This is a genomic window from Teichococcus coralli (genome assembly GCF_009829925.1).
GTDB lineage: Bacteria > Pseudomonadota > Alphaproteobacteria > Acetobacterales > Acetobacteraceae > Pseudoroseomonas > Pseudoroseomonas coralli.
On sequence record NZ_SNVJ01000004.1, the window covers coordinates 1 to 18812 of the forward strand.

At 67.7% G+C, this 18812-nt stretch carries 31 protein-coding genes; all 31 read left to right on the forward strand.

Annotation, left to right across the window (positions count from 1 at the left end; genetic code table 11):
• Positions 1–57: 57 nt before the first annotated feature.
• Positions 58–366, forward strand: coding sequence for a 30S ribosomal protein S10 (gene rpsJ / locus E0493_RS05490; protein WP_007004401.1), 309 nt, complete (start codon positions 58–60; stop codon positions 364–366).
• A 21-nt stretch (positions 367–387) separates the two neighbouring features.
• Positions 388–1074, forward strand: a complete 687-nt coding sequence (gene rplC / locus E0493_RS05495) for a 50S ribosomal protein L3 (protein ID WP_160935932.1) — start codon at positions 388–390, stop codon at positions 1072–1074.
• A 10-nt stretch (positions 1075–1084) separates the two neighbouring features.
• The gene (gene rplD, locus E0493_RS05500; protein ID WP_160935933.1) at positions 1085–1705 is read left to right on the forward strand and encodes a 50S ribosomal protein L4; all 621 of its coding nucleotides are present in this window, start codon (positions 1085–1087) and stop codon (positions 1703–1705) included.
• Between the two features lie 32 nt (positions 1706–1737).
• A complete protein-coding gene (locus tag E0493_RS05505; protein WP_456316344.1) occupies positions 1738–2034 on the forward strand; it encodes a 50S ribosomal protein L23 in 297 nt (98 codons plus the stop codon).
• 3 nt (positions 2035–2037) lie between these two features.
• Complete coding sequence (rplB, locus tag E0493_RS05510; protein ID WP_160935935.1) at positions 2038–2871, forward strand: 50S ribosomal protein L2; 834 nt, start codon at positions 2038–2040, stop codon at positions 2869–2871.
• A gap of 5 nt (positions 2872–2876) precedes the next feature.
• Positions 2877–3155, forward strand: a complete 279-nt coding sequence (gene rpsS, locus E0493_RS05515; RefSeq protein ID WP_160935936.1) for a 30S ribosomal protein S19 — start codon at positions 2877–2879, stop codon at positions 3153–3155.
• 4 nt (positions 3156–3159) lie between these two features.
• A complete protein-coding gene (rplV, locus tag E0493_RS05520) occupies positions 3160–3564 on the forward strand; it encodes a 50S ribosomal protein L22 (protein ID WP_160935937.1) in 405 nt (134 codons plus the stop codon).
• Position 3565: 1 nt separating this feature from the next.
• The gene (gene rpsC / locus E0493_RS05525; RefSeq protein ID WP_160935938.1) at positions 3566–4243 is read left to right on the forward strand and encodes a 30S ribosomal protein S3; all 678 of its coding nucleotides are present in this window, start codon (positions 3566–3568) and stop codon (positions 4241–4243) included.
• Between the two features lie 12 nt (positions 4244–4255).
• Positions 4256–4678, forward strand: a complete 423-nt coding sequence (rplP, locus tag E0493_RS05530) for a 50S ribosomal protein L16 (protein WP_160935939.1) — start codon at positions 4256–4258, stop codon at positions 4676–4678.
• Positions 4679–4682: 4 nt separating this feature from the next.
• A complete protein-coding gene (gene rpmC, locus E0493_RS05535) occupies positions 4683–4889 on the forward strand; it encodes a 50S ribosomal protein L29 (protein ID WP_149813756.1) in 207 nt (68 codons plus the stop codon).
• Between the two features lie 17 nt (positions 4890–4906).
• Positions 4907–5200, forward strand: coding sequence for a 30S ribosomal protein S17 (gene rpsQ, locus E0493_RS05540; RefSeq protein ID WP_160935940.1), 294 nt, complete (start codon positions 4907–4909; stop codon positions 5198–5200).
• 13 nt (positions 5201–5213) lie between these two features.
• The gene (rplN, locus tag E0493_RS05545) at positions 5214–5582 is read left to right on the forward strand and encodes a 50S ribosomal protein L14 (RefSeq protein WP_160935941.1); all 369 of its coding nucleotides are present in this window, start codon (positions 5214–5216) and stop codon (positions 5580–5582) included.
• A 2-nt stretch (positions 5583–5584) separates the two neighbouring features.
• On the forward strand, positions 5585–5905 hold the full coding sequence (gene rplX, locus E0493_RS05550; RefSeq protein ID WP_160935942.1) for a 50S ribosomal protein L24: 321 nt from the start codon (positions 5585–5587) through the stop codon (positions 5903–5905).
• Positions 5902–6462: a 50S ribosomal protein L5 gene (gene rplE / locus E0493_RS05555; protein WP_160935943.1), complete on the forward strand. Its 561-nt coding sequence runs from the start codon at positions 5902–5904 to the stop codon at positions 6460–6462. The genes rplX and rplE overlap by 4 nt, the downstream gene beginning before the upstream one ends.
• A 52-nt stretch (positions 6463–6514) precedes the next feature.
• On the forward strand, positions 6515–6820 hold the full coding sequence (rpsN, locus tag E0493_RS05560) for a 30S ribosomal protein S14 (protein WP_160935944.1): 306 nt from the start codon (positions 6515–6517) through the stop codon (positions 6818–6820).
• A 9-nt stretch (positions 6821–6829) separates the two neighbouring features.
• The gene (gene rpsH / locus E0493_RS05565; RefSeq protein WP_160935945.1) at positions 6830–7228 is read left to right on the forward strand and encodes a 30S ribosomal protein S8; all 399 of its coding nucleotides are present in this window, start codon (positions 6830–6832) and stop codon (positions 7226–7228) included.
• Positions 7229–7241: 13 nt separating this feature from the next.
• A complete protein-coding gene (gene rplF / locus E0493_RS05570; RefSeq protein ID WP_160935946.1) occupies positions 7242–7778 on the forward strand; it encodes a 50S ribosomal protein L6 in 537 nt (178 codons plus the stop codon).
• A gap of 1 nt (position 7779) precedes the next feature.
• On the forward strand, positions 7780–8142 hold the full coding sequence (gene rplR / locus E0493_RS05575; protein WP_160935947.1) for a 50S ribosomal protein L18: 363 nt from the start codon (positions 7780–7782) through the stop codon (positions 8140–8142).
• Positions 8143–8154: 12 nt separating this feature from the next.
• Positions 8155–8766 (forward strand): 30S ribosomal protein S5, encoded by a 612-nt coding sequence (gene rpsE, locus E0493_RS05580; protein WP_160935948.1) that lies wholly within the window; start codon positions 8155–8157, stop codon positions 8764–8766.
• The gene (gene rpmD, locus E0493_RS05585; RefSeq protein WP_160935949.1) at positions 8729–8959 is read left to right on the forward strand and encodes a 50S ribosomal protein L30; all 231 of its coding nucleotides are present in this window, start codon (positions 8729–8731) and stop codon (positions 8957–8959) included. The genes rpsE and rpmD overlap by 38 nt, the downstream gene beginning before the upstream one ends.
• Before the next feature lies 1 nt (position 8960).
• The gene (gene rplO / locus E0493_RS05590) at positions 8961–9452 is read left to right on the forward strand and encodes a 50S ribosomal protein L15 (RefSeq protein ID WP_160935950.1); all 492 of its coding nucleotides are present in this window, start codon (positions 8961–8963) and stop codon (positions 9450–9452) included.
• A 120-nt stretch (positions 9453–9572) separates the two neighbouring features.
• Positions 9573–10931 carry a preprotein translocase subunit SecY gene (gene secY / locus E0493_RS05595; protein ID WP_160935951.1) on the forward strand — a complete coding sequence of 453 codons (1359 nt, stop codon included), beginning with the start codon at positions 9573–9575 and terminating at the stop codon, positions 10929–10931.
• 40 nt (positions 10932–10971) lie between these two features.
• On the forward strand, positions 10972–11619 hold the full coding sequence (locus E0493_RS05600) for an adenylate kinase (RefSeq protein WP_160935952.1): 648 nt from the start codon (positions 10972–10974) through the stop codon (positions 11617–11619).
• A 236-nt stretch (positions 11620–11855) separates the two neighbouring features.
• Positions 11856–12233, forward strand: coding sequence for a 30S ribosomal protein S13 (gene rpsM, locus E0493_RS05605; protein ID WP_160935953.1), 378 nt, complete (start codon positions 11856–11858; stop codon positions 12231–12233).
• Position 12234: 1 nt separating this feature from the next.
• A complete protein-coding gene (rpsK, locus tag E0493_RS05610; RefSeq protein WP_160935954.1) occupies positions 12235–12630 on the forward strand; it encodes a 30S ribosomal protein S11 in 396 nt (131 codons plus the stop codon).
• A gap of 22 nt (positions 12631–12652) precedes the next feature.
• Positions 12653–13672: a DNA-directed RNA polymerase subunit alpha gene (locus tag E0493_RS05615; protein ID WP_160936219.1), complete on the forward strand. Its 1020-nt coding sequence runs from the start codon at positions 12653–12655 to the stop codon at positions 13670–13672.
• A 27-nt stretch (positions 13673–13699) separates the two neighbouring features.
• Positions 13700–14128, forward strand: a complete 429-nt coding sequence (gene rplQ, locus E0493_RS05620; protein WP_160935955.1) for a 50S ribosomal protein L17 — start codon at positions 13700–13702, stop codon at positions 14126–14128.
• A 197-nt stretch (positions 14129–14325) separates the two neighbouring features.
• The gene (locus E0493_RS05625) at positions 14326–15150 is read left to right on the forward strand and encodes an NAD kinase (RefSeq protein ID WP_160935956.1); all 825 of its coding nucleotides are present in this window, start codon (positions 14326–14328) and stop codon (positions 15148–15150) included.
• 183 nt (positions 15151–15333) lie between these two features.
• Positions 15334–16896 carry an ABC transporter substrate-binding protein gene (locus E0493_RS05630; RefSeq protein ID WP_235913615.1) on the forward strand — a complete coding sequence of 521 codons (1563 nt, stop codon included), beginning with the start codon at positions 15334–15336 and terminating at the stop codon, positions 16894–16896.
• Positions 16897–16899: 3 nt separating this feature from the next.
• Positions 16900–17871, forward strand: a complete 972-nt coding sequence (locus tag E0493_RS05635; protein ID WP_160935958.1) for an ABC transporter permease — start codon at positions 16900–16902, stop codon at positions 17869–17871.
• Position 17872: 1 nt separating this feature from the next.
• A complete protein-coding gene (locus E0493_RS05640; RefSeq protein WP_160935959.1) occupies positions 17873–18805 on the forward strand; it encodes an ABC transporter permease in 933 nt (310 codons plus the stop codon).
• Positions 18806–18812: the final 7 nt, after the last annotated feature.

Here is an 18812-nt window from a genome sequence, read left to right on the forward strand (position 1 = left end):
GCGTCGTCGCCTCCATCAGCGCGTAATCGGACGCGGAAAGAGAACAGGCGCCAGACCATGGACAGCCAGAACATCCGCATCCGCCTCAAGGCGTTCGATCACCGCGTGCTGGATGGCAGCACGCGGGAGATCGTGAACACCGCGAAGCGGACCGGCGCGCGCGTGCGGGGCCCGATCCCGCTGCCGACCGAGATCGAGCGGTTCACCGTGAACCGCTCCCCGCATGTTGACAAGAAGAGCCGTGAGCAGTTCGAGATCCGGACGCACCGGCGCTTGCTTGATATCGTCGATCCCACCCCGCAGACCGTGGACGCGCTGATGAAGCTCGACCTGGCCGCCGGTGTGGACGTCGAGATCAAGCTCTAAGGCCCGGGGGAGCAATCTGCCATGGCCGCGAAGAATGGTCGCACCGGCCTGATCGCGAAGAAGCTGGGCATGACCCGGCTGTTCAACGACGACGGCTCGACCGTGCCCGTCACCGTGCTGCACCTCGACCAGGTGCGCGTGGTGGCTGCCCGCACGGACGAGAAGGACGGTTATAATGCGGTGCAGCTGGGCATTGGCCTGGCCAAGCCGAAGAACGTCTCGAAGCCCAACAAGGGTCATTTCGCCAAGGCGGGCGTCGAGGCTCCGAAGAAGGTCGTGGAGTTCCGGGTGGCGGCTGATGCCGCGCTGGAGCCGGGCGCCAAGCTGACCGCGAATCACTTCGTGAAGGGTCAGCTGGTCGACGTGACCGGGCAGTCGAAGGGCAAGGGCTTCGCGGGTGCGATGAAGCGCTGGAACTTCAGCGGCCTGGAGGCGACGCACGGCGTTTCCATCAGCCACCGTAGCCACGGCTCGACGGGCAACCGTCAGGATCCGGGCAAGACCTTCAAGAACAAGAAGATGGCTGGCCATCTGGGTGTTGAGCGCGTGACCACGCAGAACCTGGAGGTCGCCGGTTTCGACCTCGAAAAGGGGCTGCTGATGGTCAAGGGCGCGGTGCCTGGTGCGAAGGGCGGGTATGTGCTGGTGCGCGACGCGGTGAAGTCCGCGCGCCATGCCGATGCGCCGTTCCCCGCGGCCGTGGCCTGAGGGTATCGACATGCAGGTTCCTGTCATCACCCTGGACAACGGCCAGGCCGGCGAGATCGATCTCCCGGACGCGCTGTTCGCCGCTTCTCCTCGCGCCGACATCATGGCGCGCGTGGTGCACTGGCAGCTCGCCAAGCGCCGCGCCGGCACCCACAAGGTGAAGGGGATGGCCGAGGTTTCCGGGACGACCAAGAAGCCGTATCGGCAGAAGGGCACCGGCAACGCGCGCCAGGGCTCGCTCCGCGCGCCGCAGTACCGCACCGGTGGCATCGTCCACGGGCCGGTCGTGCGCGACCATGGCTACTCGCTGAACAAGAAGGTCCGCCGCCTGGGCCTGATCAGCGCGCTGAGCCAGAAGGCCGCCGAGGGCAAGCTGATCGTCCTCGACACCACGGCCCTCGGCGACGCCGCCAAGACCTCCGCCGTGGCTTCCAAGGTCAAGGCGCTGGGCTGGAAGAGCGCGCTGGTGGTGGACGCCACGGTGGAGGACGGCTTCGGCCGCGCCGTGCGCAACCTCCCGCACGTGAACGTTCTGCCGACGCTCGGCGCGAACGTCTACGACATCCTGAACCATGACGTGCTGGCGGTGACCCGCCAGGCCGTCGAGGCTCTGAAGGAGCGGCTGGCATGAGCGAGACCGCGACCAAGAAGCCCGCGATCGTGATCTCGCGCGAGAAGATGTACCAGACCATCCTCGCGCCGGTCATCACCGAGAAGGCCACCGGCCTCGCCGAGCAGAACCAGGTCACCTTCAAGGTGCCGCTGACTGCCACGAAGCCGGAGATCAAGGCCTCGGTGGAGGGTCTGTTCGGCGTGCAGGTGCTCGCCGTCAACACGATCCTGACCAAGGGCAAGACCAAGCGGGTGCGCGGCCGCGAGGGCCGCCGCTCCGACTTCAAGAAGGCGATCGTGCGCCTGGCCGAAGGCCAGAGCATCGATCTGACGACGGGGCTCGCCTAAGCCATGGCGCTGAAGCACTTTAACCCGGTCACCCCGAGCCTGCGCGGGACGATCCTCATTGATCGTTCTGAGCTGTACAAGGGCAAGCCGGTCAAGCAGCTGACGGAGGGCAAGAGCCACTCCGGCGGCCGCAACAATCATGGCCGCATCACCGTCCGGTTCCGGGGCGGCGGGCACAAGCAGAGCTACCGCGTCGTTGACTTCAAGCGGCGGAAGTTCGATGTGCCGGCCACCGTGGAGCGGCTGGAATACGACCCGAACCGCACCGCCTTCATCGCGCTGCTGAAGTATGAGGACGGCGAGCTCGCCTACATCCTCGCGCCGCAGCGCCTGAAGGTGGGTGACACGGTCGTGGCCGGCGAGCGCGTGGACATCAAGCCCGGCAACGCGATGCCGCTCGGCTCCATCCCGGTGGGCACGATCGTCCACAACATCGAGATGAAGCCCGGCGCCGGCGGCAAGATCGCCCGCTCGGCCGGCACCTACGCGCAGCTCGTCGGCAAGGACGCCGGCTACGCGCAGGTGAAGCTGATGTCCGGCGAGCTGCGCCTGGTGCGTGGCGAGTGCATGGCCTCCATCGGTGCGGTGTCCAACCCGGACAACCAGAACCAGGAGATCGGCAAGGCTGGCCGCAGCCGCTGGCTGGGCCGTCGCCCGCACAACCGCGGCGTCGTGATGAACCCGGTCGATCACCCGCACGGTGGTGGTGAGGGCCGCACCTCCGGTGGCCGCCATCCGGTGACGCCGTGGGGCAAGCCGACCAAGGGCTACAAGACCCGCACCAACAAGCGCACGGACAACCTGATTGTTCGTCGCCGCAACGTGACGAAGGGCTGACCGCGATGGCGCGCAGTGTCTGGAAGGGCCCGTTCGTCGACGGTTACCTGCTGAACAAGGCGGAAGCGGCGCGTGCCTCCACCCGCAACGAGATCATCAAGATCTGGTCGCGGCGGAGCACGATCCTGCCGCAGTTCGTGGGGCTGACCTTCGGCGTGTACAACGGGAAGAAGTTCATCCCCGTGCAGGTGTCGGAGAACATGGTGGGGCACAAGTTCGGCGAGTTCTCGCCGACCCGGACCTTCACCGGCCACTCGTCCGACAAGAAGGCGAAGCGAGGCTGATGCGATGAGCAAGCCGAAGCACGAGCGCACGCTCGCCGAGACCGCGGCGCAGGCGGTCACCCGCAACATCCGGGTGTCGCCGTACAAGCTGAACCTGGCTGCTGGCCTGATCCGCGGCAAGAAGGCGCAGGACGCGGTCGCGATCCTGACCTTCTCCAAGCGCCGGATCGCCCAGACGGTGAAGGCGACGCTGGAGAGCGCCATTGCGAACGCGGAGAACAACCACCAGCTCGACGTGGACCGCCTGGTCGTGTCGCGCGTGGAGGTGGGCCGCGCCGTGGTGATGAAGCGCTTCCATGCGCGCGGCCGCGGCAAGGCGGCGCGGGTCGAGAAATGGTTCAGCCACCTGTCGATCACGGTTGCCGAGCAGCAGGCGGAAGCCGAGCCGGCGCAGCAGGAGGCCGCGTAACATGGGCCACAAAGTCAATCCGATCGGGCTGCGGCTCGGCATCAACCGCACCTGGGACTCCCGCTGGTTCGCCGGCGACGACTATGCCCGGCTGCTGCATGATGACATCAAGCTCCGCAAGACCCTGAAGGATCGCCTGAAGGGCGCCGGCGTCTCGAAGGTGATCATCGAGCGCCCGGCGAAGAAGCCGCGCGTGACGATCCATGCCGCCCGCCCGGGCGTCGTGATCGGCAAGAAGGGTGCCGACATCGAGGTGCTGCGCAAGGACCTGGCGAAGCTCGCCGGGGCCGAGGTGGCGCTGAACATCGTCGAGATCCGCAAGCCGGAGATCGAGGCGCAGCTGGTGGCCGAGAGCATCGCCCAGCAGCTGGAGCGCCGCGTTGCCTTCCGCCGCGCGATGAAGCGCGCGGTGCAGTCCGCCATGCGCCTTGGCGCCGGCGGCATCCGGATCAATTGCGGCGGCCGCCTCGGCGGCGCCGAGATCGCCCGGATGGAGTGGTATCGCGAGGGGCGGGTGCCGCTGCACACGCTGCGCGCCGATATCGACTACGGCACGGCGACCGCGAAGACGACCTATGGCACCTGCGGTGTGAAGGTCTGGATCTTCAAGGGCGAGATTTTGGCGCACGATCCGCTGGCGCAGGACAAGCGCGCCGCGGAGCAGGCGCCGCAGCGCTGAGGATAACAGACGATGCTTTCCCCGAAGCGCACGAAGTTCCGTAAGGCGCACAAGGGCCGGATCAAGGGCGTGGCGAAGGGCGGCTTCTCGCTGTCCTTCGGCGGCTTCGGCCTGAAGGCGCTGGAGCCGGAGCGGGTTACCGCCCGGCAGATCGAGGCGGCGCGCCGCGCCATCACCCGCGCCATGAAGCGTCAGGGCCGGGTGTGGATCCGCATCTTCCCGGACGTCCCGGTCTCAACCAAGCCGGCGGAAGTCCGCATGGGTTCCGGCAAGGGCGCGCCCGAATACTGGGTGGCCCGCGTGAAGCCGGGCCGCATGATGTTCGAGATCGACGGCGTGACGCCCGAGACGGCGCGTGAGGCGCTGACCCTCGGCGCGGCCAAGCTGCCGATCAAGACCAAGTTCGTGACCCGCCTGGGCGCGGCGGAGGCTTGAGCCGATGACGAAGATCGTGGATGTCCGGACCAAGTCCCCGGACGAACTGAAGGCGATGCTGCTGGACCTCCGCAAGGAGCAGTTCAACCTGCGTTTCCAGCGCGCGACCGGCCAGCTTGAGGCGGTTTCCCGCATCAAGGTGGTGCGCCGCGACATCGCCCGTGTTAAGACGGTTCTGGCCGAGCAGTCCCGCTCGGCCGCCAAGGCCTGATTGAGGAGACCCCGGCTATGCCGAAGCGCGTCCTCACCGGGCGGGTCGTCAGCGACAAGATGGACAAGACCGTAACGGTTCTTGTCGAGCGTCGCGTGATGCATCCGCTCTACAAGAAGTTCATCCGGCGCTCGAAGAAGTACGCCGCGCATGATGACGCCAACCTGTGCAAGGAAGGCGACGTCGTGTCGATCGAGGAGTGCCGTCCGCTCAGCAAGCGGAAGACCTGGCTGGTGATCGAGCGCAATGGCGCGCCGGTCGTCACGTCGGGCTTCAGCGCGGGCGCTGCCGCGACTGCCGCGCAGGCCTGAGGACGACTGACCGATGATTATCGTTGAGTCCAACCTTGACGTCGCCGACAACTCGGGCGCGCGCCGTGTCCAGTGCATCAAGGTGCTGGGCGGCTCCAAGCGCCGCACCGCCTCGGTGGGCGACATCATCGTGGTGTCCGTGAAGGAAGCGATTCCCCGCGGCAAGGTGAAGAAGGGCGACGTGCAGCGCGCCGTGATCGTGCGCACCGCCTATTCCGTGCGCCGGCCGGACGGCACCGCCATCCGCTTCGACCGCAACGCGGCCGTTCTGATCAACAAGCAGAACGAGCCGATCGGCACCCGCATCTTCGGTCCGGTCGTGCGCGAGCTGCGCGCGCGGAAGTTCATGAAGATCATCTCGCTGGCGCCGGAGGTCCTGTAACCATGGCCGCGAAGATCAAGAAGGGCGACCGCGTCCAGATCCTGACGGGCAAGGACAAGGGCAAGCGCGGCGAGGTGCTGCGCGTGCTGCCCGAGGACGGACGTGCGGTGGTGCAGGGCGCCAATGTGGTCAAGCGCCACATGAAGCCCCGCGGCATGGGTCAGCAGGGCGGCATCGTGGAGAAGGAGGCGCCGATCCACCTCTCCAACCTGGCGCTGATCGACCCGAAGTCCGACAAGCCGACCCGTGTCGGCTTCAAGGTGCTTGAGGACGGCAAGAAGGTCCGGGTCGCCAAGGCCTCGGGCGAGGTGATCGACGCATGAGCGAGGCGAAGGAACTGCCGCGCCTGCAGCAGCACTATGCTGAGGCGGTGCGCAAGGCACTGGTCGAGGAGTTCGGCTACGGCAACCCGATGCAGGTGCCGAAGCTCTCCAAGATCGTCATCAACATGGGCGTGGGCGAGGCCGCGGGCGACCAGAAGAAGCTGGACGCCGCGCTGGCCGACCTCACCGTCATCGCCGGCCAGAAGCCGGTGAAGACCCTGGCCAAGAAGGCGATCGCCGGCTTCAAGATCCGCGAGGGTCAGGCGATCGGCTGCAAGGTGACGCTGCGCCGGGCCCGCATGTACGAGTTTCTCGATCGTCTGGTGACGATCGCGCTGCCGCGCATGCGTGACTTCCGTGGCCTGCCGGGCAATAAGGGCTTCGACGGCCGGGGGAACTTCTCCCTGGGCCTGAAGGAGCAGATCGTGTTCCCCGAGATCAGCTATGACAAGGTGGACACGGTTCGCGGCATGGACATCGTGTTCGTCACGACGGCGAAGACGGACAAGGAAGCCAAGGCCCTGTTGAAGGGCTTCGACCTCCCCTTCGCCACCTGATGTTTGGAAAACCGCCCGTTGGATCGGGCAGGTTCCGGAGGATTTAGACCGCATGGCCAAGACCTCGGCTGTCGAGAAGAACCAGCGCCGCGCGCGCCTCTCGAAGCTGCATGCCGCCAAGCGCGCCGCCCTGAAGGACGTGGTGATGAACCGCGAGCTCCCCGTTGAGGAGCGCTTCGAGGCGACGCTTAAGCTGGCTGAGCTGCCGCGCAATGGTGCCAGGGTGCGGGTTCGCCTGCGCTGCGAGCTGACCGGCCGCCCGCGCGGCAACTACCGCAAGTTCAAGCTGAGCCGTAACGCGCTCCGTGACCTGGCCTCGAACGGCCAGATCCCGGGTCTCGTTAAGGCGAGCTGGTAAGGGGGCCGCATGTCGCTGTCCGATCCGCTGGGCGATATGCTGACGCGCATCCGTAATGCGCATCGCGCCCGTCAGTCCCGCTGCACCTCGCCCGCCAGCCGCCTGCGCGCTGACGTGCTCGAAGTGCTGAAGCGCGAGGGCTACATCCGCGCCTGGCGCTCCGAGCAGGTCCGCCCGGGCGTCAGCATGCTCGACATCGAGCTGAAGTATTCCGAGGGCGAGCCGGCCATCAAGGAGATCATGCGCGTCTCCAAGCCGGGCCGCCGGGTCTACTCGAAGATCCGCGAGCTGCCGAAGTTCTACAACGGGCTCGGCATTTCCATCCTCTCCACGCCGCGTGGCGTGATGAGCGACAACGAGGCCCGCGTCGCCAATGTCGGCGGCGAGGTCCTCTGCCGCGTGTTCTGAGGGAGGGAGAGGCATGTCGCGCGTCGGCAAGTATCCCGTCTCCGTCCCCGCGGGCGTGACGGTCGCGATGAAGGATGGCGTGGTCTCCGCCAAGGGCAAGCTCGGCGAGCTGTCCATGCCGGTGGTCACCGACGCCGTCTCGGTGTCGGTCGAGGACAACCAGGTCACGGTGCAGCCGCTCGGCTCCGACCGTCGTTCGCGCACGCTGTGGGGCACCACCCGCAGCCTGATCAACGGCATGGTCACCGGCGTCTCCACCGGCTTCTCCAAGTCCATGGAGATCACCGGCACGGGTTACCGTGCCGCGGTCCAGGGCAAGGAGCTGGTGCTGAACCTCGGCTACAGCCACGAGATCCGCTACCCGATCCCGGAAGGCATCAAGATCACCACCGAGCGCCCGACCGCCATCAAGGTCGAGGGCGTGAGCAAGCAGGTGGTTGGTCAGGTGGCCGCCGAGATCCGCGGTTTCCGCGGCCCCGAGCCCTACAAGGGCAAGGGCGTGCGCTACGCGGACGAGGTGATCCTCCGGAAGGAGGGGAAGAAGAAGTAAGATGGCGAACAAGCTCAATCTGCAGGAGCGACGGCGCGCCCGTCTGCGCTACCAGCTCCGGCTCAAGAGCGGTGGTCGGCCCCGTCTTTCGGTCTTCCGCTCGGGCAAGCACATCTACGCCCAGGTCATCGACGACAAGGCCGGGCGTACCCTGGCGGCGGCGTCCACGCTGGAGAAGGTGCAGCGCGAGAGCCTGCGCACCGGCGCGGACAAGGACGCCGCGACCGTGGTCGGCAAGCTGCTGGCCGAGCGGGCCAAGGCGGCGGGCGTGACCGAGGTCGTGTTCGACCGTGGGCCCTACCTGTATCACGGCCGGGTGAAAGCCCTGGCGGACGGCGCCCGCGAGGGCGGGCTGTCGTTCTAAGGAGCACAGAATATGGCACGTGAACCGAGGAGCGGCGGCGGCGGTGACCGCGAGCGTCGCGGCCGCGGCCCCGATCGCAACGCCGATCGCGAGCAGGGCGACGAGCTGAAGGACAAGCTGGTCACCATCAACCGCGTGGCCAAGGTGGTGAAGGGTGGCCGTCGCTTCTCCTTCGCCGCCCTGGTGGTGGTCGGTGACGAGAAGGGCCGCGTGGGTTGGGGCGCCGGCAAGGCGCGCGAGGTGCCGGAGGCGATCCGCAAGGCGACCGAGCGCGCCAAGCGGACCATGATCCGGGTGCCGATGCGCGAGGGCCGGACGCTGCACCACGACGTCATCGGCGAGTTCGGCGCCGGCCGGGTGCTTTTGCGCGCCGCGCCGGCCGGCACCGGCATCATCGCCGGTGGCCCGATGCGCGCGGTGTTCGAGACGCTGGGCATTGGCGACGTGGTCGCCAAGTGCACCGGCACGACGAACCCGCACAACATGGTCAAGGCGACCTTCGCGGCGCTGACGCGCTGCACCAGCCCGCGCGCCGTGGCGTCTCGCCGTGGCAAGAAGGTCTCGGACCTGCTCGGCCCCCGCAAGGATGCCGAGCCGGCGCAGGAGGCGGTGGCCAGTGTCTGAGCAGAAGAAGACGGTGCGGGTGACGCAGATCGCGTCCCCCATCGGCCGCAAGCCCGGTCAGCGCGAGACGCTGATCGGCCTGGGGCTCAACAAGATCCGCCGTACGCGCGAGCTGGAGGATACTCCGGCCGTGCGCGGCATGATCCGCAAGGTCGCACACCTGATCCAGGTGGGCGAGACCACGGAGAAGTGACATGAAGCTGAACGAGCTTCGCGACAACGAGGGTGCGCGCCCGAAGTTCAAGCGCATCGGCCGCGGCATCGGCTCCGGCAAGGGCAAGACCGGTGGCCGCGGCGTGAAGGGCCAGAAGGCGCGTACGGGCGTGTCGCTGAACGGGTTCGAGGGCGGCCAGCTCCCGATCTACCGGCGCCTGCCGAAGCGCGGCTTCGTCAACCCGTTCCGCAAGGAATACGCGCCGCTCAACCTGCACGTCCTCGACGCGGCCATCGAGTCGGGCCGCCTGCCGGAAGGCCAGGCGATCGACGAGGCGGCGCTTGAGGCAGCCGGGCTGGTCCGCACGGGTGCCAAGATCGCCGGCGTCCGCCTGCTGGCGCGCGGCGAGATCAAGCGGGCGGTGAACATCACCGTCTCCGGCGCCTCGGCGGCGGCGATTGCCGCGGTCCAGGCGGCGGGCGGCACCGTCACGGTGCTGGTCCCGGCGAAGGAAGAAGCGCCCGCGGCGTAAGCCTTGCGCCCCCCGCCTCCGGGGGGCTAGGTGGTGCAAATCAGGGCAAGGCAGCGGCGCCGCGGGAGAGCCCCCCGGCGCCGCAGTCATGTTGCCCATCGGATATCGAGGGGCGAAATCATGGCGTCCGCCGCCGAACAGCTCGCGGCCAACCTCAATCTCGGCGTGCTGTCCAAGGCCACCGAGCTCAAGAAGCGCATCTGGTTCACGCTGGCCGCGCTGATCGTCTACCGAATCGGCACCTACATCCCCGTCCCCGGCGTGGACGCGGGCGTGATGGCCGAGATCCTGCGCCAGCACGGCAGCGGCATCCTGGGCATGTTCGACATGTTCACGGGCGGTGCGCTGGGCCGCATGACGGTCTTCGCGCTCAACATCATGCCCTACATCTCGGCCAGCATCATCGTCCAGCTGATGTCCTCGGCCCTGCCCAGCCTGGAGACCCTCAAGAAGGAGGGTGAAGCCGGCCGCAAGAAGCTCAACCAGTACACCCGCTACCTGACGGTGCTCATCGCCATCTTCCAGGCCTATGGCATTGCGGTCGGGCTGGAGGGCATGCAGGGCAGCTTCGGCCCGGCGGTCTACAACGCCGGCCTGTTCTTCCGCATCTCCTGCGTCGCCACCCTGGTCGGCGGCACGCTGTTCCTGATGTGGCTGGGCGAGCAGATCACGGCCCGCGGCGTCGGCAATGGCATCAGCCTGATCATCTTCGCCGGCATCGTGGCCAACGTGCCCTCCGCCCTGGTCGCCACGCTGGAACTGGGCCGCACCGGCGCGCTCTCGACCGTCTTCATCATCGCCTTCCTGCTGATCGCGCTGGCGGTGATCGCCTTCGTGGTGTTCATGGAGCGGGCGCAGCGGCGGATTCCCATCCAGTACCCGAAGCGCCAGGTGGGCAACCGGATGTTCGGCGGGGAGAGCACCCATCTGCCGCTCAAGCTGAACACCGCCGGCGTCATCCCTCCCATCTTCGCCTCGTCCCTGCTGCTGCTGCCGGCCACCTTCGCCGGATTTGCGGGCAACCAGCTCGGCGACGGCTGGGTCAGCCGCATCGCCGCGGCCTTGGCGCATGGCCAGCCGCTCTACATGGCACTCTACGTCGCGCTGATCATCTTCTTCGCCTTCTTCTACACCGCGGTGGTGTTCAACCCGGCGGAGACGGCGGACAACCTGAAGAAGCATGGCGGCTTCGTGCCGGGCATCCGCCCCGGCCAGGCGACCGCGGACTACCTGGACCGCGTGCTGACCCGCCTGACGGGCGTGGGGGCGGTCTATCTCTGCATCGTCTGCCTGCTGCCCGAGATCCTGATCAGCCAGTACGGGGTGCCCTTCTATTTCGGTGGCACTTCCCTTCTGATCATTGTTTCGGTCACGATGGACACGGTGGCCCAGGTGCAGTCGCATCTGTTCGCGCATCAGTACGAGGGACTGATCCGCAAGGCCCGCCTGGGTGGCCGCGGCGCGCCGCGGCTGCGGTGAGAGACGACGTAACGACGTGCAGGAAGGTGGGAATGTCGCGATGAACCTGATTCTGCTGGGACCGCCGGGGGCCGGCAAGGGCACCCAGGCCAAGCGCCTGGAGGAGCGGCATGGGATCGCGCAGATTTCCACCGGCGACATGCTGCGCGCCGAGGTGAAGAGCGGCAGCGAGATCGGCCGGCAGGCCAAGGCGATCATGGAGCAGGGGGCGCTGGTCCCCGACGACATCATCACCGCCATGCTGGCCAAGCGCGTGTCGCAGCCCGACTGCGCCAAGGGCTTCATCCTGGACGGCTTCCCCCGCACCACCCCGCAGGCGGAAGCGCTGGACCGCATGTTGCGGGAGAAGGGGCTGCAGCTCGACCACGTCATCGAGCTCAAGGTGGATGACAGCGCTCTGGTGGAGCGCATCGCCGGCCGCTTCACCTGCGCGAAATGCGGCGCGGGCTACCACGACAGCTTCAAGCCGACCGCCCGCCCGGGCGTCTGCGACGCGTGCGGCAGCACCGAGTTCGTGCGCCGGGCCGACGACAAGGCCGAGACGGTGGCGGCGCGCCTGGAGGCCTATCACCGCCAGACCGCGCCGTTGCTCCCCTACTACCAGGCCCAGGGCAAGCTCAGCGCAGTGGACGGCATGGCCAGCATGGACGAGGTGGCCAGCCAGATCGAGGCGGTCCTGGCGAAGTGAGATTCCGCGGCTCCGGCCGCGGCTTTCCCGCTTCGGGGCAGGGAGCGGCCAGGCCGCCCTGCCCCTTGACTCTTCCCGCCCGAACTCGTTAAACCCGCGCCTCTCGCGCGGTGGGGGCTCGCCCCGGCCGTGACGATGGTTGCGCCTGGCTGACTTGGGCCGGGTGGCGCCGATCACCTTCGCCGGCACCTCTGCCGGTACGAACGGGAGCCGGATGGCTCCGGGAGCAGGAATCAATGGCACGCATTGCAGGCGTGAACATTCCAACCAACAAGCGCGTTCTGATCTCGCTTCGCTACATCTACGGCATCGGTCCGTCGAACGCGAAGGACATCTGCGAGCAGCTCGGCATCCCCGAGGATCGCCGCGTCAACCAGCTGACGGATGAGGAAGTCCTCAAGATCCGCGAGCTGATCGACCGCGAGTACCGGGTCGAGGGCGACCTGCGCCGCGAGAATGCGATGAACATCAAGCGCCTGATGGACATGGCCTGCTACCGCGGCTTGCGTCACCGGAAGGGCCTGCCCGTTCGTGGCCAGCGCACCCACACCAATGCCCGCACCCGCAAGGGCAAGGCCGTGGCGATCGCCGGCAAGAAGAAGGTGACGAAGTAAGATGGCCCGTCAGCCCACCTCCCGCGCGCCGCGCAAGAAGGAGCGCAAGAACATCGCCACCGGCGTGGCGCATGTGCTGGCCTCCTTCAACAACACCATCGTCACCATCACGGACAGCCAGGGCAACGCCATCGCGTGGTCCTCGGCCGGCAGCCAGGGTTTCAAGGGCAGCCGCAAGTCCACGCCGTACGCCGCTCAGGTCGCCGCCGAGGACGCGGGCCGCAAGGCCCGCGAGCACGGCATGGAGACGCTGGAGATCATGGTCTCCGGTCCGGGCTCCGGGCGTGAATCCGCGCTGCGCGCATTGCAGGCCGTGGGTTTCTACGTCACCGCGATCAAGGACGTGACCCCCATCCCGCACAACGGCTGCCGTCCGCGCAAGCGGCGTCGGGTCTGAGGCGAGGCCGCAGGAGACAGCGATAGTGCTCGAGCGCAACTGGCGTTCCCTGATCCGCCCCGAGAAGCTCGATGTCGAGCCGGGGGGCGACCCCTCGCGCGTTGCGACGGTCGTGGCGGAGCCGCTCGAGCGCGGCTTCGGCATGACCCTGGGCAATGCGCTGCGGCGCGTGCTGCTGTCCTCGCTGCAGGGCGCGGCCGTGACCGCCATCCGCATTGACGGCGCGCTGCACGAGTTCAGCAGCCTGCAGGGTGTGCGGGAGGATGTCACCGACATCGTCCTGAACATCAAGCGGCTGGCCATCCGGATGCCGGGCGAGGGCGCGAAGCGCCTGCAGCTCATCGCCACCGGTCCTGGCGAGGTCACCGCGGGGCAGATCCAGACCACCGGCGACATCGAGATCGCCAACCCGGAACTGGTCATCTGCACCCTCGATGATGGCGCCAAGCTGGCCATGGAGCTGACGGTGGACGTCGGCAAGGGCTACGTGCCCGCCAGCGAGAACCGGCCGGAAGACGCCCCGATCGGGCTGATCCCGGTGGATGCCATCTATTCCCCCGTCCGCCGCGTGGCGTACCAGGTGCAGCCGACCCGCGTCGGCCAGCGCACCGACTACGACAAGCTGGTGATGACGGTGGAGACGGACGGCACCGTGGCCCCGGACGACGCGGTCGCCCTGGCGGCGCGCATCCTGCAGGACCAGCTTCAGCTCTTCATCAACTTCGATGAGCCGCGCGAGCGCAAGGTGGAGGAAGTGCAGGAGGACCTGCCCTTCAACCGCAACCTGCTGCGCAAGGTGGACGAGCTGGAACTGTCGGTCCGCAGCGCGAACTGCCTGAAGAACGACAACATCGTCTATATCGGCGACCTCGTGCAGAAGACCGAGCAGGAAATGCTCCGGACGCCGAACTTCGGCCGCAAGTCGCTGAACGAGATCAAGGAGGTCCTCGCCTCCATGGGGCTGAGCCTCGGCATGACCGTGTCGGGCTGGCCGCCGGAGAATATCGAGGACCTCGCCAAGAAGATCGAAGAGCCGTTCTGATTTCGGCGGCGTGAAGGAATAGGACCAATGCGTCACGGAGTTGCCGGCCGGAAGCTCGGCGTCACATCCGCCCATCGCAGCGCCATGCTCCGCAACATGGCGACGAGCCTGCTCAAGCACGAGCAGATCACCACGACCCTGCCCAAGGCCAAGGAGCTGCGCCCCTACGTGGAGCGCATCATCACCCTGGGCAAGCGCGGTGACCTGCACGCGCGCCGCCAGGCTTACGCGCAGATCATGGACAAGAAGGTGGTGGACAAGCTCTTCACCACCATCGCGGAGCGCTACAAGGCGCGCCAGGGTGGCTACACCCGCGTGCTGAAGGCGGGCATCCGCTACGGCGATGCCGCCGACATGGCGGTGATCGAGCTGGTCGAGCGCGACGTCGCGGCCAAGGGGCTGGATTCCGGCCCGAAGCCGGAGGTCGCCGAGGCCGAGGACCAGGAGGCGGCGTAAGCCGCTTCCGGCACAACGGATCGTCGGGCGGGGCGGGTGGGCGACCACCCGCCCCGCTTGCGTTCCGGTGCCGGCAGGCGAGGCCCCTTGCGAAGGGGCGTGGCAGGGCGCTTGATGCCAGCCTATGCGGAAGGAGGTCCCGCCATGCCTGTCCCGACCCCGCCGGCCGGCCCTGTCCGGGGCCGGGGGCGCCGCGCATGACCGCTGCCCTGCTGGGGTCGGCTCCGTCCTGTGACACGCCGGAGCTTCCGGCCGAGCTGCAGGGGCGGATCGCCTTCTTCTCCGCGCCCACCGACGTGGCGGAAGCGGCTCGTGCCCGTTTTGTCGCCCTCTACGGCGATGCCGCGCCGGAGGAAGCGGTGGTGTTGGTGGCGCTCGGCGGCGACGGCTTCATGCTGGAGATGCAGCACCGCTTCCTCGGCCGCAACCTGCCGATCTACGGCATGAACTGCGGCAGTGTCGGCTTCCTGATGAACGCCTTCCATGAGGATGACCTGCTGCCGCGGCTGCGTGCCGCCCAGGCCGCCATGCTGCACCCGCTGCGGATGCGGGCGCTGGATGCCGCGGGGCAGATGCAGGAGGCGCTGGCGATCAACGAGGTCTCGCTGCTGCGCGAGACGCGCCAGGCCGCCAAGATCCGCATCCTGGTGGACGGCAAGGAGCGGCTGGCGGAGCTGATCTGCGACGGCATCCTGGTCTCCACGCCGGCGGGCAGCACGGCCTACAACCTTTCGGCGCATGGGCCGATCGTGCCGCTGGGCGCGAACCTGCTGCCGATGACGCCGATCTCCGCCTTCCGCCCGCGGCGCTGGCGCGGCGCCCTGTTGCCGGGCGAGGCGGTTGTGATGTTCCAGGTGCTGGAGCCTGGCAAGCGGCCGGTCGCCGCCGTGGCCGACTATGTCGAGGTGCGCGACGTCCGGTCGGTGGAGGTCCGCGAAGACCGCACGGTGCGGCTGACGCTGTTGTTTGACCCGGATCACAGCCTGTCCGAGCGGATCATCGCCGAGCAGTTCACCGTTTGAGCCGGGAGCGGGGCGGGGCCCCGCCCTCTTCGGCGGGGCTGCAAGGCCTGGCTTCGTTGCCGCGGCGTTTGAAAAACTCCTGAAACCTAGCGGCCTCGCCTGCATTCTGCTAAACCGGCCCGATTGAGAGGCGTTAGCTTCCGGGGGGCAAGAATCATGATGAACCGCAAGAAGGCGGCCGCTATGGCCGCCGTTTCGGCGTTGGTGCTGGGCATGACGGGCGCCGCCCGCGCGCAGAACCTCACCATGGCCGTGGGCGCGCAGGTGACTGCGCTCGATCCGCACTACCACGCGCTGTCGCCGAACTTCGCCGTGGCGACCATGCTGTTCGACACGCTGACGCAGTTCGATGCCGATGCCCGGCTGGAGCCGGGGCTGGCGGAATCCTGGAAGGTGGTCGAGCCGACCGTCTGGGAGTTCAAGCTGCGGCCGGGCGTTCGCTTCCACAACGGCAACCCGCTGACGGCCGAGGACGTGGCCTTCACCATCGCCCGCGTGCCGACGGTCCCGAACAGCCCGTCCTCCTACGCCATCTACACCCGCGCCATCGAGCGCGTGGAGGTGGTGGACCCGACCACGGTCCGCTTCCATACCCGCACGACCTATCCGCTGCTGCCGAACGACCTCTCGCAGGTCGCGATCCTGGACAAGGAGACGCATGAGGGCGCCAGCACGGACGACTTCAACTCCGGCAAGGTCGCCATCGGCACCGGGCCCTTCCGCTACGTGAACTTCCGCAGCGGCGACCGGCTGGAGCTGGAGCGCAACGACGCCTACTGGGGCCCGAAGCCGGACTGGGCGAAGGTGAACTACCGCATCGTCGTCAACGATTCCGCCCGCACCGCCGGGCTGCTGGCGGGCGACGTGGACTTCATCGATCAGGTGCCGACCAGCGACCTCGCCACGCTGCGCCGCGACAACCGCGTCCGCGTGGCGGAAAAGGACGGACTGCGGATCATCTTCCTGGCGCTGGACCACATGCGCAAGGACGGCTCGCCCTTCATCACCGGCAATGACGGCAAGCCGCTCGACAAGAACCCGCTGCAGGACCTCCGCGTGCGGCGCGCCCTTTCCATGGCGATCGACCGCAACGCCATCGCCGCGCGAGTGATGGAAGGCGCCGCCCAGCCTTCCGGCCAGTTCCTCTCGGAGGGCGCCTTCGGCTACGTGCCGGGGCTGGAGCCGCCAAAGGGCGATGCGGACGCGGCGAAGAAGCTGCTGGCCGAGGCGGGCTACCCGAACGGCTTCCACATCACCCTGCACGGGCCGAACGACCGCTACATCAACGACGGCCGGATCATCCAGGCGATCGGCCAGTTCTGGACCCGCGCCGGCCTGCGTACCACGGTCGACGCCCAGCCCTGGACCACCTACATCTCCCGCGCCGGCAAGCAGGAGTTCAGCGCCTTCCTGGTGGGATGGGGCACGTCGTCGGGCGAGGCTTCCTCGCCATTGCGCGCGCTGGTCGCCAGCTACAACCGCGACAAGGGCTACGGCACCTCCAACCGCGGCCGCTACTCCAACCCGGAGGTGGATGCCAAGCTGGAGGCGGCGCTGCGCGAGATGGACGACGAGAAGCGCGAGAAGCTGCTGCAGGAGGCGACCCAGATCGCCATGGACGATGTGGGCATCATTCCGATCCACATCCAGAAGAACGTCTGGGCGATGCGGCCGACCCTGCGGCATGACTCCCGGGCCGACGAGCTGACCCGCGCGCAGGACGTGCATCCGGCGGCGGCCAACTGATCGATGGCGGTCTACCTCCTCCGCCGGCTGCTGCAGTCGGCCCTGGTGATGCTGGCGATGTCGGTGATCGTCTTCATCGGCATCTACGCGATCGGCAACCCGGTCGAGATCCTCATCAGCCCGGAGGCGGACCAGATGGAGCGTGAGCGCGCGATCCGCGCGCTCGGGCTCGATCTGCCGCTCTGGATGCAGTACCTCTCCTTTCTGAAGAACGCGCTGCAGGGCGATCTCGGCCGCAGCTTCGTGTTCAACGAGCCGGCGCTGCAGCTGATCCTGCAGCGCATGCCCGCGACGCTGGAGCTGGCCTTCGGCGCCACCTTCATCGCGCTGCTGGTGGGCCTGCCGCTCGGCCTCTATGCCGGGCTGAAGCCGAACTCCTTTGGCGCCAAGACCGTGATGGCCGGCTCCATCCTCGGCTTCTCGCTGCCGACTTTCTGGGTCGGCCTGATGATGATCATGGTCTTCGCGGTGCAGCTCGGCTGGCTGCCCTCCACCGGCCGCGGCCAGACTGTCGAGGTGCTGGGCCTGCGCTGGTCCTTCCTGACCTGGGACGGGCTGCAGCACCTGATCATGCCGGCGATGAACCTCGCGCTCTTCAAGATCAGCCTGGTGATCCGCCTCACGCGTGCCGGCGTGCGCGAGACCATGCTGATGGACTACGTGAAGTTCGCGCGCGCCAAGGGGCTTTCCCCGGCGCGCGTGACCTATGTGCACGTGTTCAAGAACATCCTCATCCCGGTCGTCACCGTGGTCGGGCTGGAGCTGGGCTCCACCATCGCCTTCTCGGTGGTGACGGAAAGCGTCTTCGCCTGGCCGGGCATGGGCAAGCTGATCATCGACAGCATCAACGTCCTCGATCGCCCGGTGATCGTGGCCTACCTGATGATGATCGTGCTGATGTTCATCACCATCAACCTGCTGGTCGATCTCGCCTATTCGGCGCTCGATCCGCGCGTGCGGCTGGAAGGCAAGTGAGATGAGCACGACGACCGCCAACTCCGCCGCGCCGGCGCCGGCCACCCCGGCGCCCAAGGTCGAGACGCCGTTCCGCCGCTTCGTCTCCGAGTTCGCCGAGAGCAAGCTGGCGCTGTTCGGCCTGGCCGTGATCACGCTGATCGCGCTGATCGCCCTCTTCGCCCCCTGGCTGACGCCGCAGAACCCCTACGACCTGGCGCAGCTCGACATTCTGGACGGCCGGCTGGAGCCGGGCACCCGCAACGGGCTCGACACTTTCACCTACTGGCTGGGCACCGATGACCAGGGGCGCGACATGCTCTCCGGCATCATGTACGGCCTGCGCATCTCGCTCACCGTGGGCGGCGGCTCGGCGATCATCGCCTGCACCATCGGCGCCACGCTCGGCCTGCTCGCCGCCTATGCCGGGGGCAAGACCGACACGGTGATCATGCGCCTCGTCGACCTGCAGCTCTCCTTCCCCTCGATCCTGGCCGCGCTGATGATCCTGGCCTTCCTGGGCAAGGGCGTGATGAACGTCGTGCTGGCCCTGGTGATCGTCGAATGGGCCTACTATGCCCGCACCGTGCGCGGCACCGCGCTGGTCGAGCGCGGGCGCGAGTACATCGAGGCGGCGCAGTGCCTGGCGCTGCCGACGCGCCGCATCATCTTCCGCCACCTGCTGCCGAATTGCCTGCCGCCGCTGATCGTGGTGGCCACCATGCAGGTGGCGCGCGCCATCGCGCTGGAGGCGACGCTCTCCTTCCTCGGCCTCGGCGTGCCGATCACCGAGCCATCCCTCGGCCTGCTGATCTCGAACGGCTATGAGTACATGCTGTCCGGCAAGTACTGGATCAGCTTCTACCCGGGCATTGCGCTGCTCGTGACAATCGTCTCCATCAACCTTGTGGGCGACCAGCTGCGCGACGTGCTCAACCCGCGACTCAAGAAGTAAAGGGGAG

Excerpts from the sequence above, each read along its gene's own strand:
- rpsJ (WP_007004401.1), top strand. The coding sequence starts at position 58 with ATGGACAGCCAGAACATCCGCATCCGCCTCAAGGCGTTCGATCACCGC.
- rplC (WP_160935932.1), top strand. The coding sequence starts at position 388 with ATGGCCGCGAAGAATGGTCGCACCGGCCTGATCGCGAAGAAGCTGGGC.
- rplD (WP_160935933.1), top strand. The coding sequence starts at position 1,085 with ATGCAGGTTCCTGTCATCACCCTGGACAACGGCCAGGCCGGCGAGATC.
- rplB (WP_160935935.1), top strand. The coding sequence starts at position 2,038 with ATGGCGCTGAAGCACTTTAACCCGGTCACCCCGAGCCTGCGCGGGACG.
- rpsS (WP_160935936.1), top strand. The coding sequence starts at position 2,877 with ATGGCGCGCAGTGTCTGGAAGGGCCCGTTCGTCGACGGTTACCTGCTG.
- rplV (WP_160935937.1), top strand. The coding sequence starts at position 3,160 with ATGAGCAAGCCGAAGCACGAGCGCACGCTCGCCGAGACCGCGGCGCAG.
- rpsC (WP_160935938.1), top strand. The coding sequence starts at position 3,566 with ATGGGCCACAAAGTCAATCCGATCGGGCTGCGGCTCGGCATCAACCGC.
- rplP (WP_160935939.1), top strand. The coding sequence starts at position 4,256 with ATGCTTTCCCCGAAGCGCACGAAGTTCCGTAAGGCGCACAAGGGCCGG.
- rpmC (WP_149813756.1), top strand. The coding sequence starts at position 4,683 with ATGACGAAGATCGTGGATGTCCGGACCAAGTCCCCGGACGAACTGAAG.
- rpsQ (WP_160935940.1), top strand. The coding sequence starts at position 4,907 with ATGCCGAAGCGCGTCCTCACCGGGCGGGTCGTCAGCGACAAGATGGAC.
- rplN (WP_160935941.1), top strand. The coding sequence starts at position 5,214 with ATGATTATCGTTGAGTCCAACCTTGACGTCGCCGACAACTCGGGCGCG.
- rplX (WP_160935942.1), top strand. The coding sequence starts at position 5,585 with ATGGCCGCGAAGATCAAGAAGGGCGACCGCGTCCAGATCCTGACGGGC.
- rplE (WP_160935943.1), top strand. The coding sequence starts at position 5,902 with ATGAGCGAGGCGAAGGAACTGCCGCGCCTGCAGCAGCACTATGCTGAG.
- rpsN (WP_160935944.1), top strand. The coding sequence starts at position 6,515 with ATGGCCAAGACCTCGGCTGTCGAGAAGAACCAGCGCCGCGCGCGCCTC.
- rpsH (WP_160935945.1), top strand. The coding sequence starts at position 6,830 with ATGTCGCTGTCCGATCCGCTGGGCGATATGCTGACGCGCATCCGTAAT.
- rplF (WP_160935946.1), top strand. The coding sequence starts at position 7,242 with ATGTCGCGCGTCGGCAAGTATCCCGTCTCCGTCCCCGCGGGCGTGACG.
- rplR (WP_160935947.1), top strand. The coding sequence starts at position 7,780 with ATGGCGAACAAGCTCAATCTGCAGGAGCGACGGCGCGCCCGTCTGCGC.
- rpsE (WP_160935948.1), top strand. The coding sequence starts at position 8,155 with ATGGCACGTGAACCGAGGAGCGGCGGCGGCGGTGACCGCGAGCGTCGC.
- rpmD (WP_160935949.1), top strand. The coding sequence starts at position 8,729 with ATGCCGAGCCGGCGCAGGAGGCGGTGGCCAGTGTCTGAGCAGAAGAAG.
- rplO (WP_160935950.1), top strand. The coding sequence starts at position 8,961 with ATGAAGCTGAACGAGCTTCGCGACAACGAGGGTGCGCGCCCGAAGTTC.
- secY (WP_160935951.1), top strand. The coding sequence starts at position 9,573 with ATGGCGTCCGCCGCCGAACAGCTCGCGGCCAACCTCAATCTCGGCGTG.
- E0493_RS05600 (WP_160935952.1), top strand. The coding sequence starts at position 10,972 with ATGAACCTGATTCTGCTGGGACCGCCGGGGGCCGGCAAGGGCACCCAG.
- rpsM (WP_160935953.1), top strand. The coding sequence starts at position 11,856 with ATGGCACGCATTGCAGGCGTGAACATTCCAACCAACAAGCGCGTTCTG.
- rpsK (WP_160935954.1), top strand. The coding sequence starts at position 12,235 with ATGGCCCGTCAGCCCACCTCCCGCGCGCCGCGCAAGAAGGAGCGCAAG.
- rplQ (WP_160935955.1), top strand. The coding sequence starts at position 13,700 with ATGCGTCACGGAGTTGCCGGCCGGAAGCTCGGCGTCACATCCGCCCAT.
- E0493_RS05625 (WP_160935956.1), top strand. The coding sequence starts at position 14,326 with ATGACCGCTGCCCTGCTGGGGTCGGCTCCGTCCTGTGACACGCCGGAG.
- E0493_RS05630 (WP_235913615.1), top strand. The coding sequence starts at position 15,334 with ATGGCCGCCGTTTCGGCGTTGGTGCTGGGCATGACGGGCGCCGCCCGC.
- E0493_RS05635 (WP_160935958.1), top strand. The coding sequence starts at position 16,900 with ATGGCGGTCTACCTCCTCCGCCGGCTGCTGCAGTCGGCCCTGGTGATG.
- E0493_RS05640 (WP_160935959.1), top strand. The coding sequence starts at position 17,873 with ATGAGCACGACGACCGCCAACTCCGCCGCGCCGGCGCCGGCCACCCCG.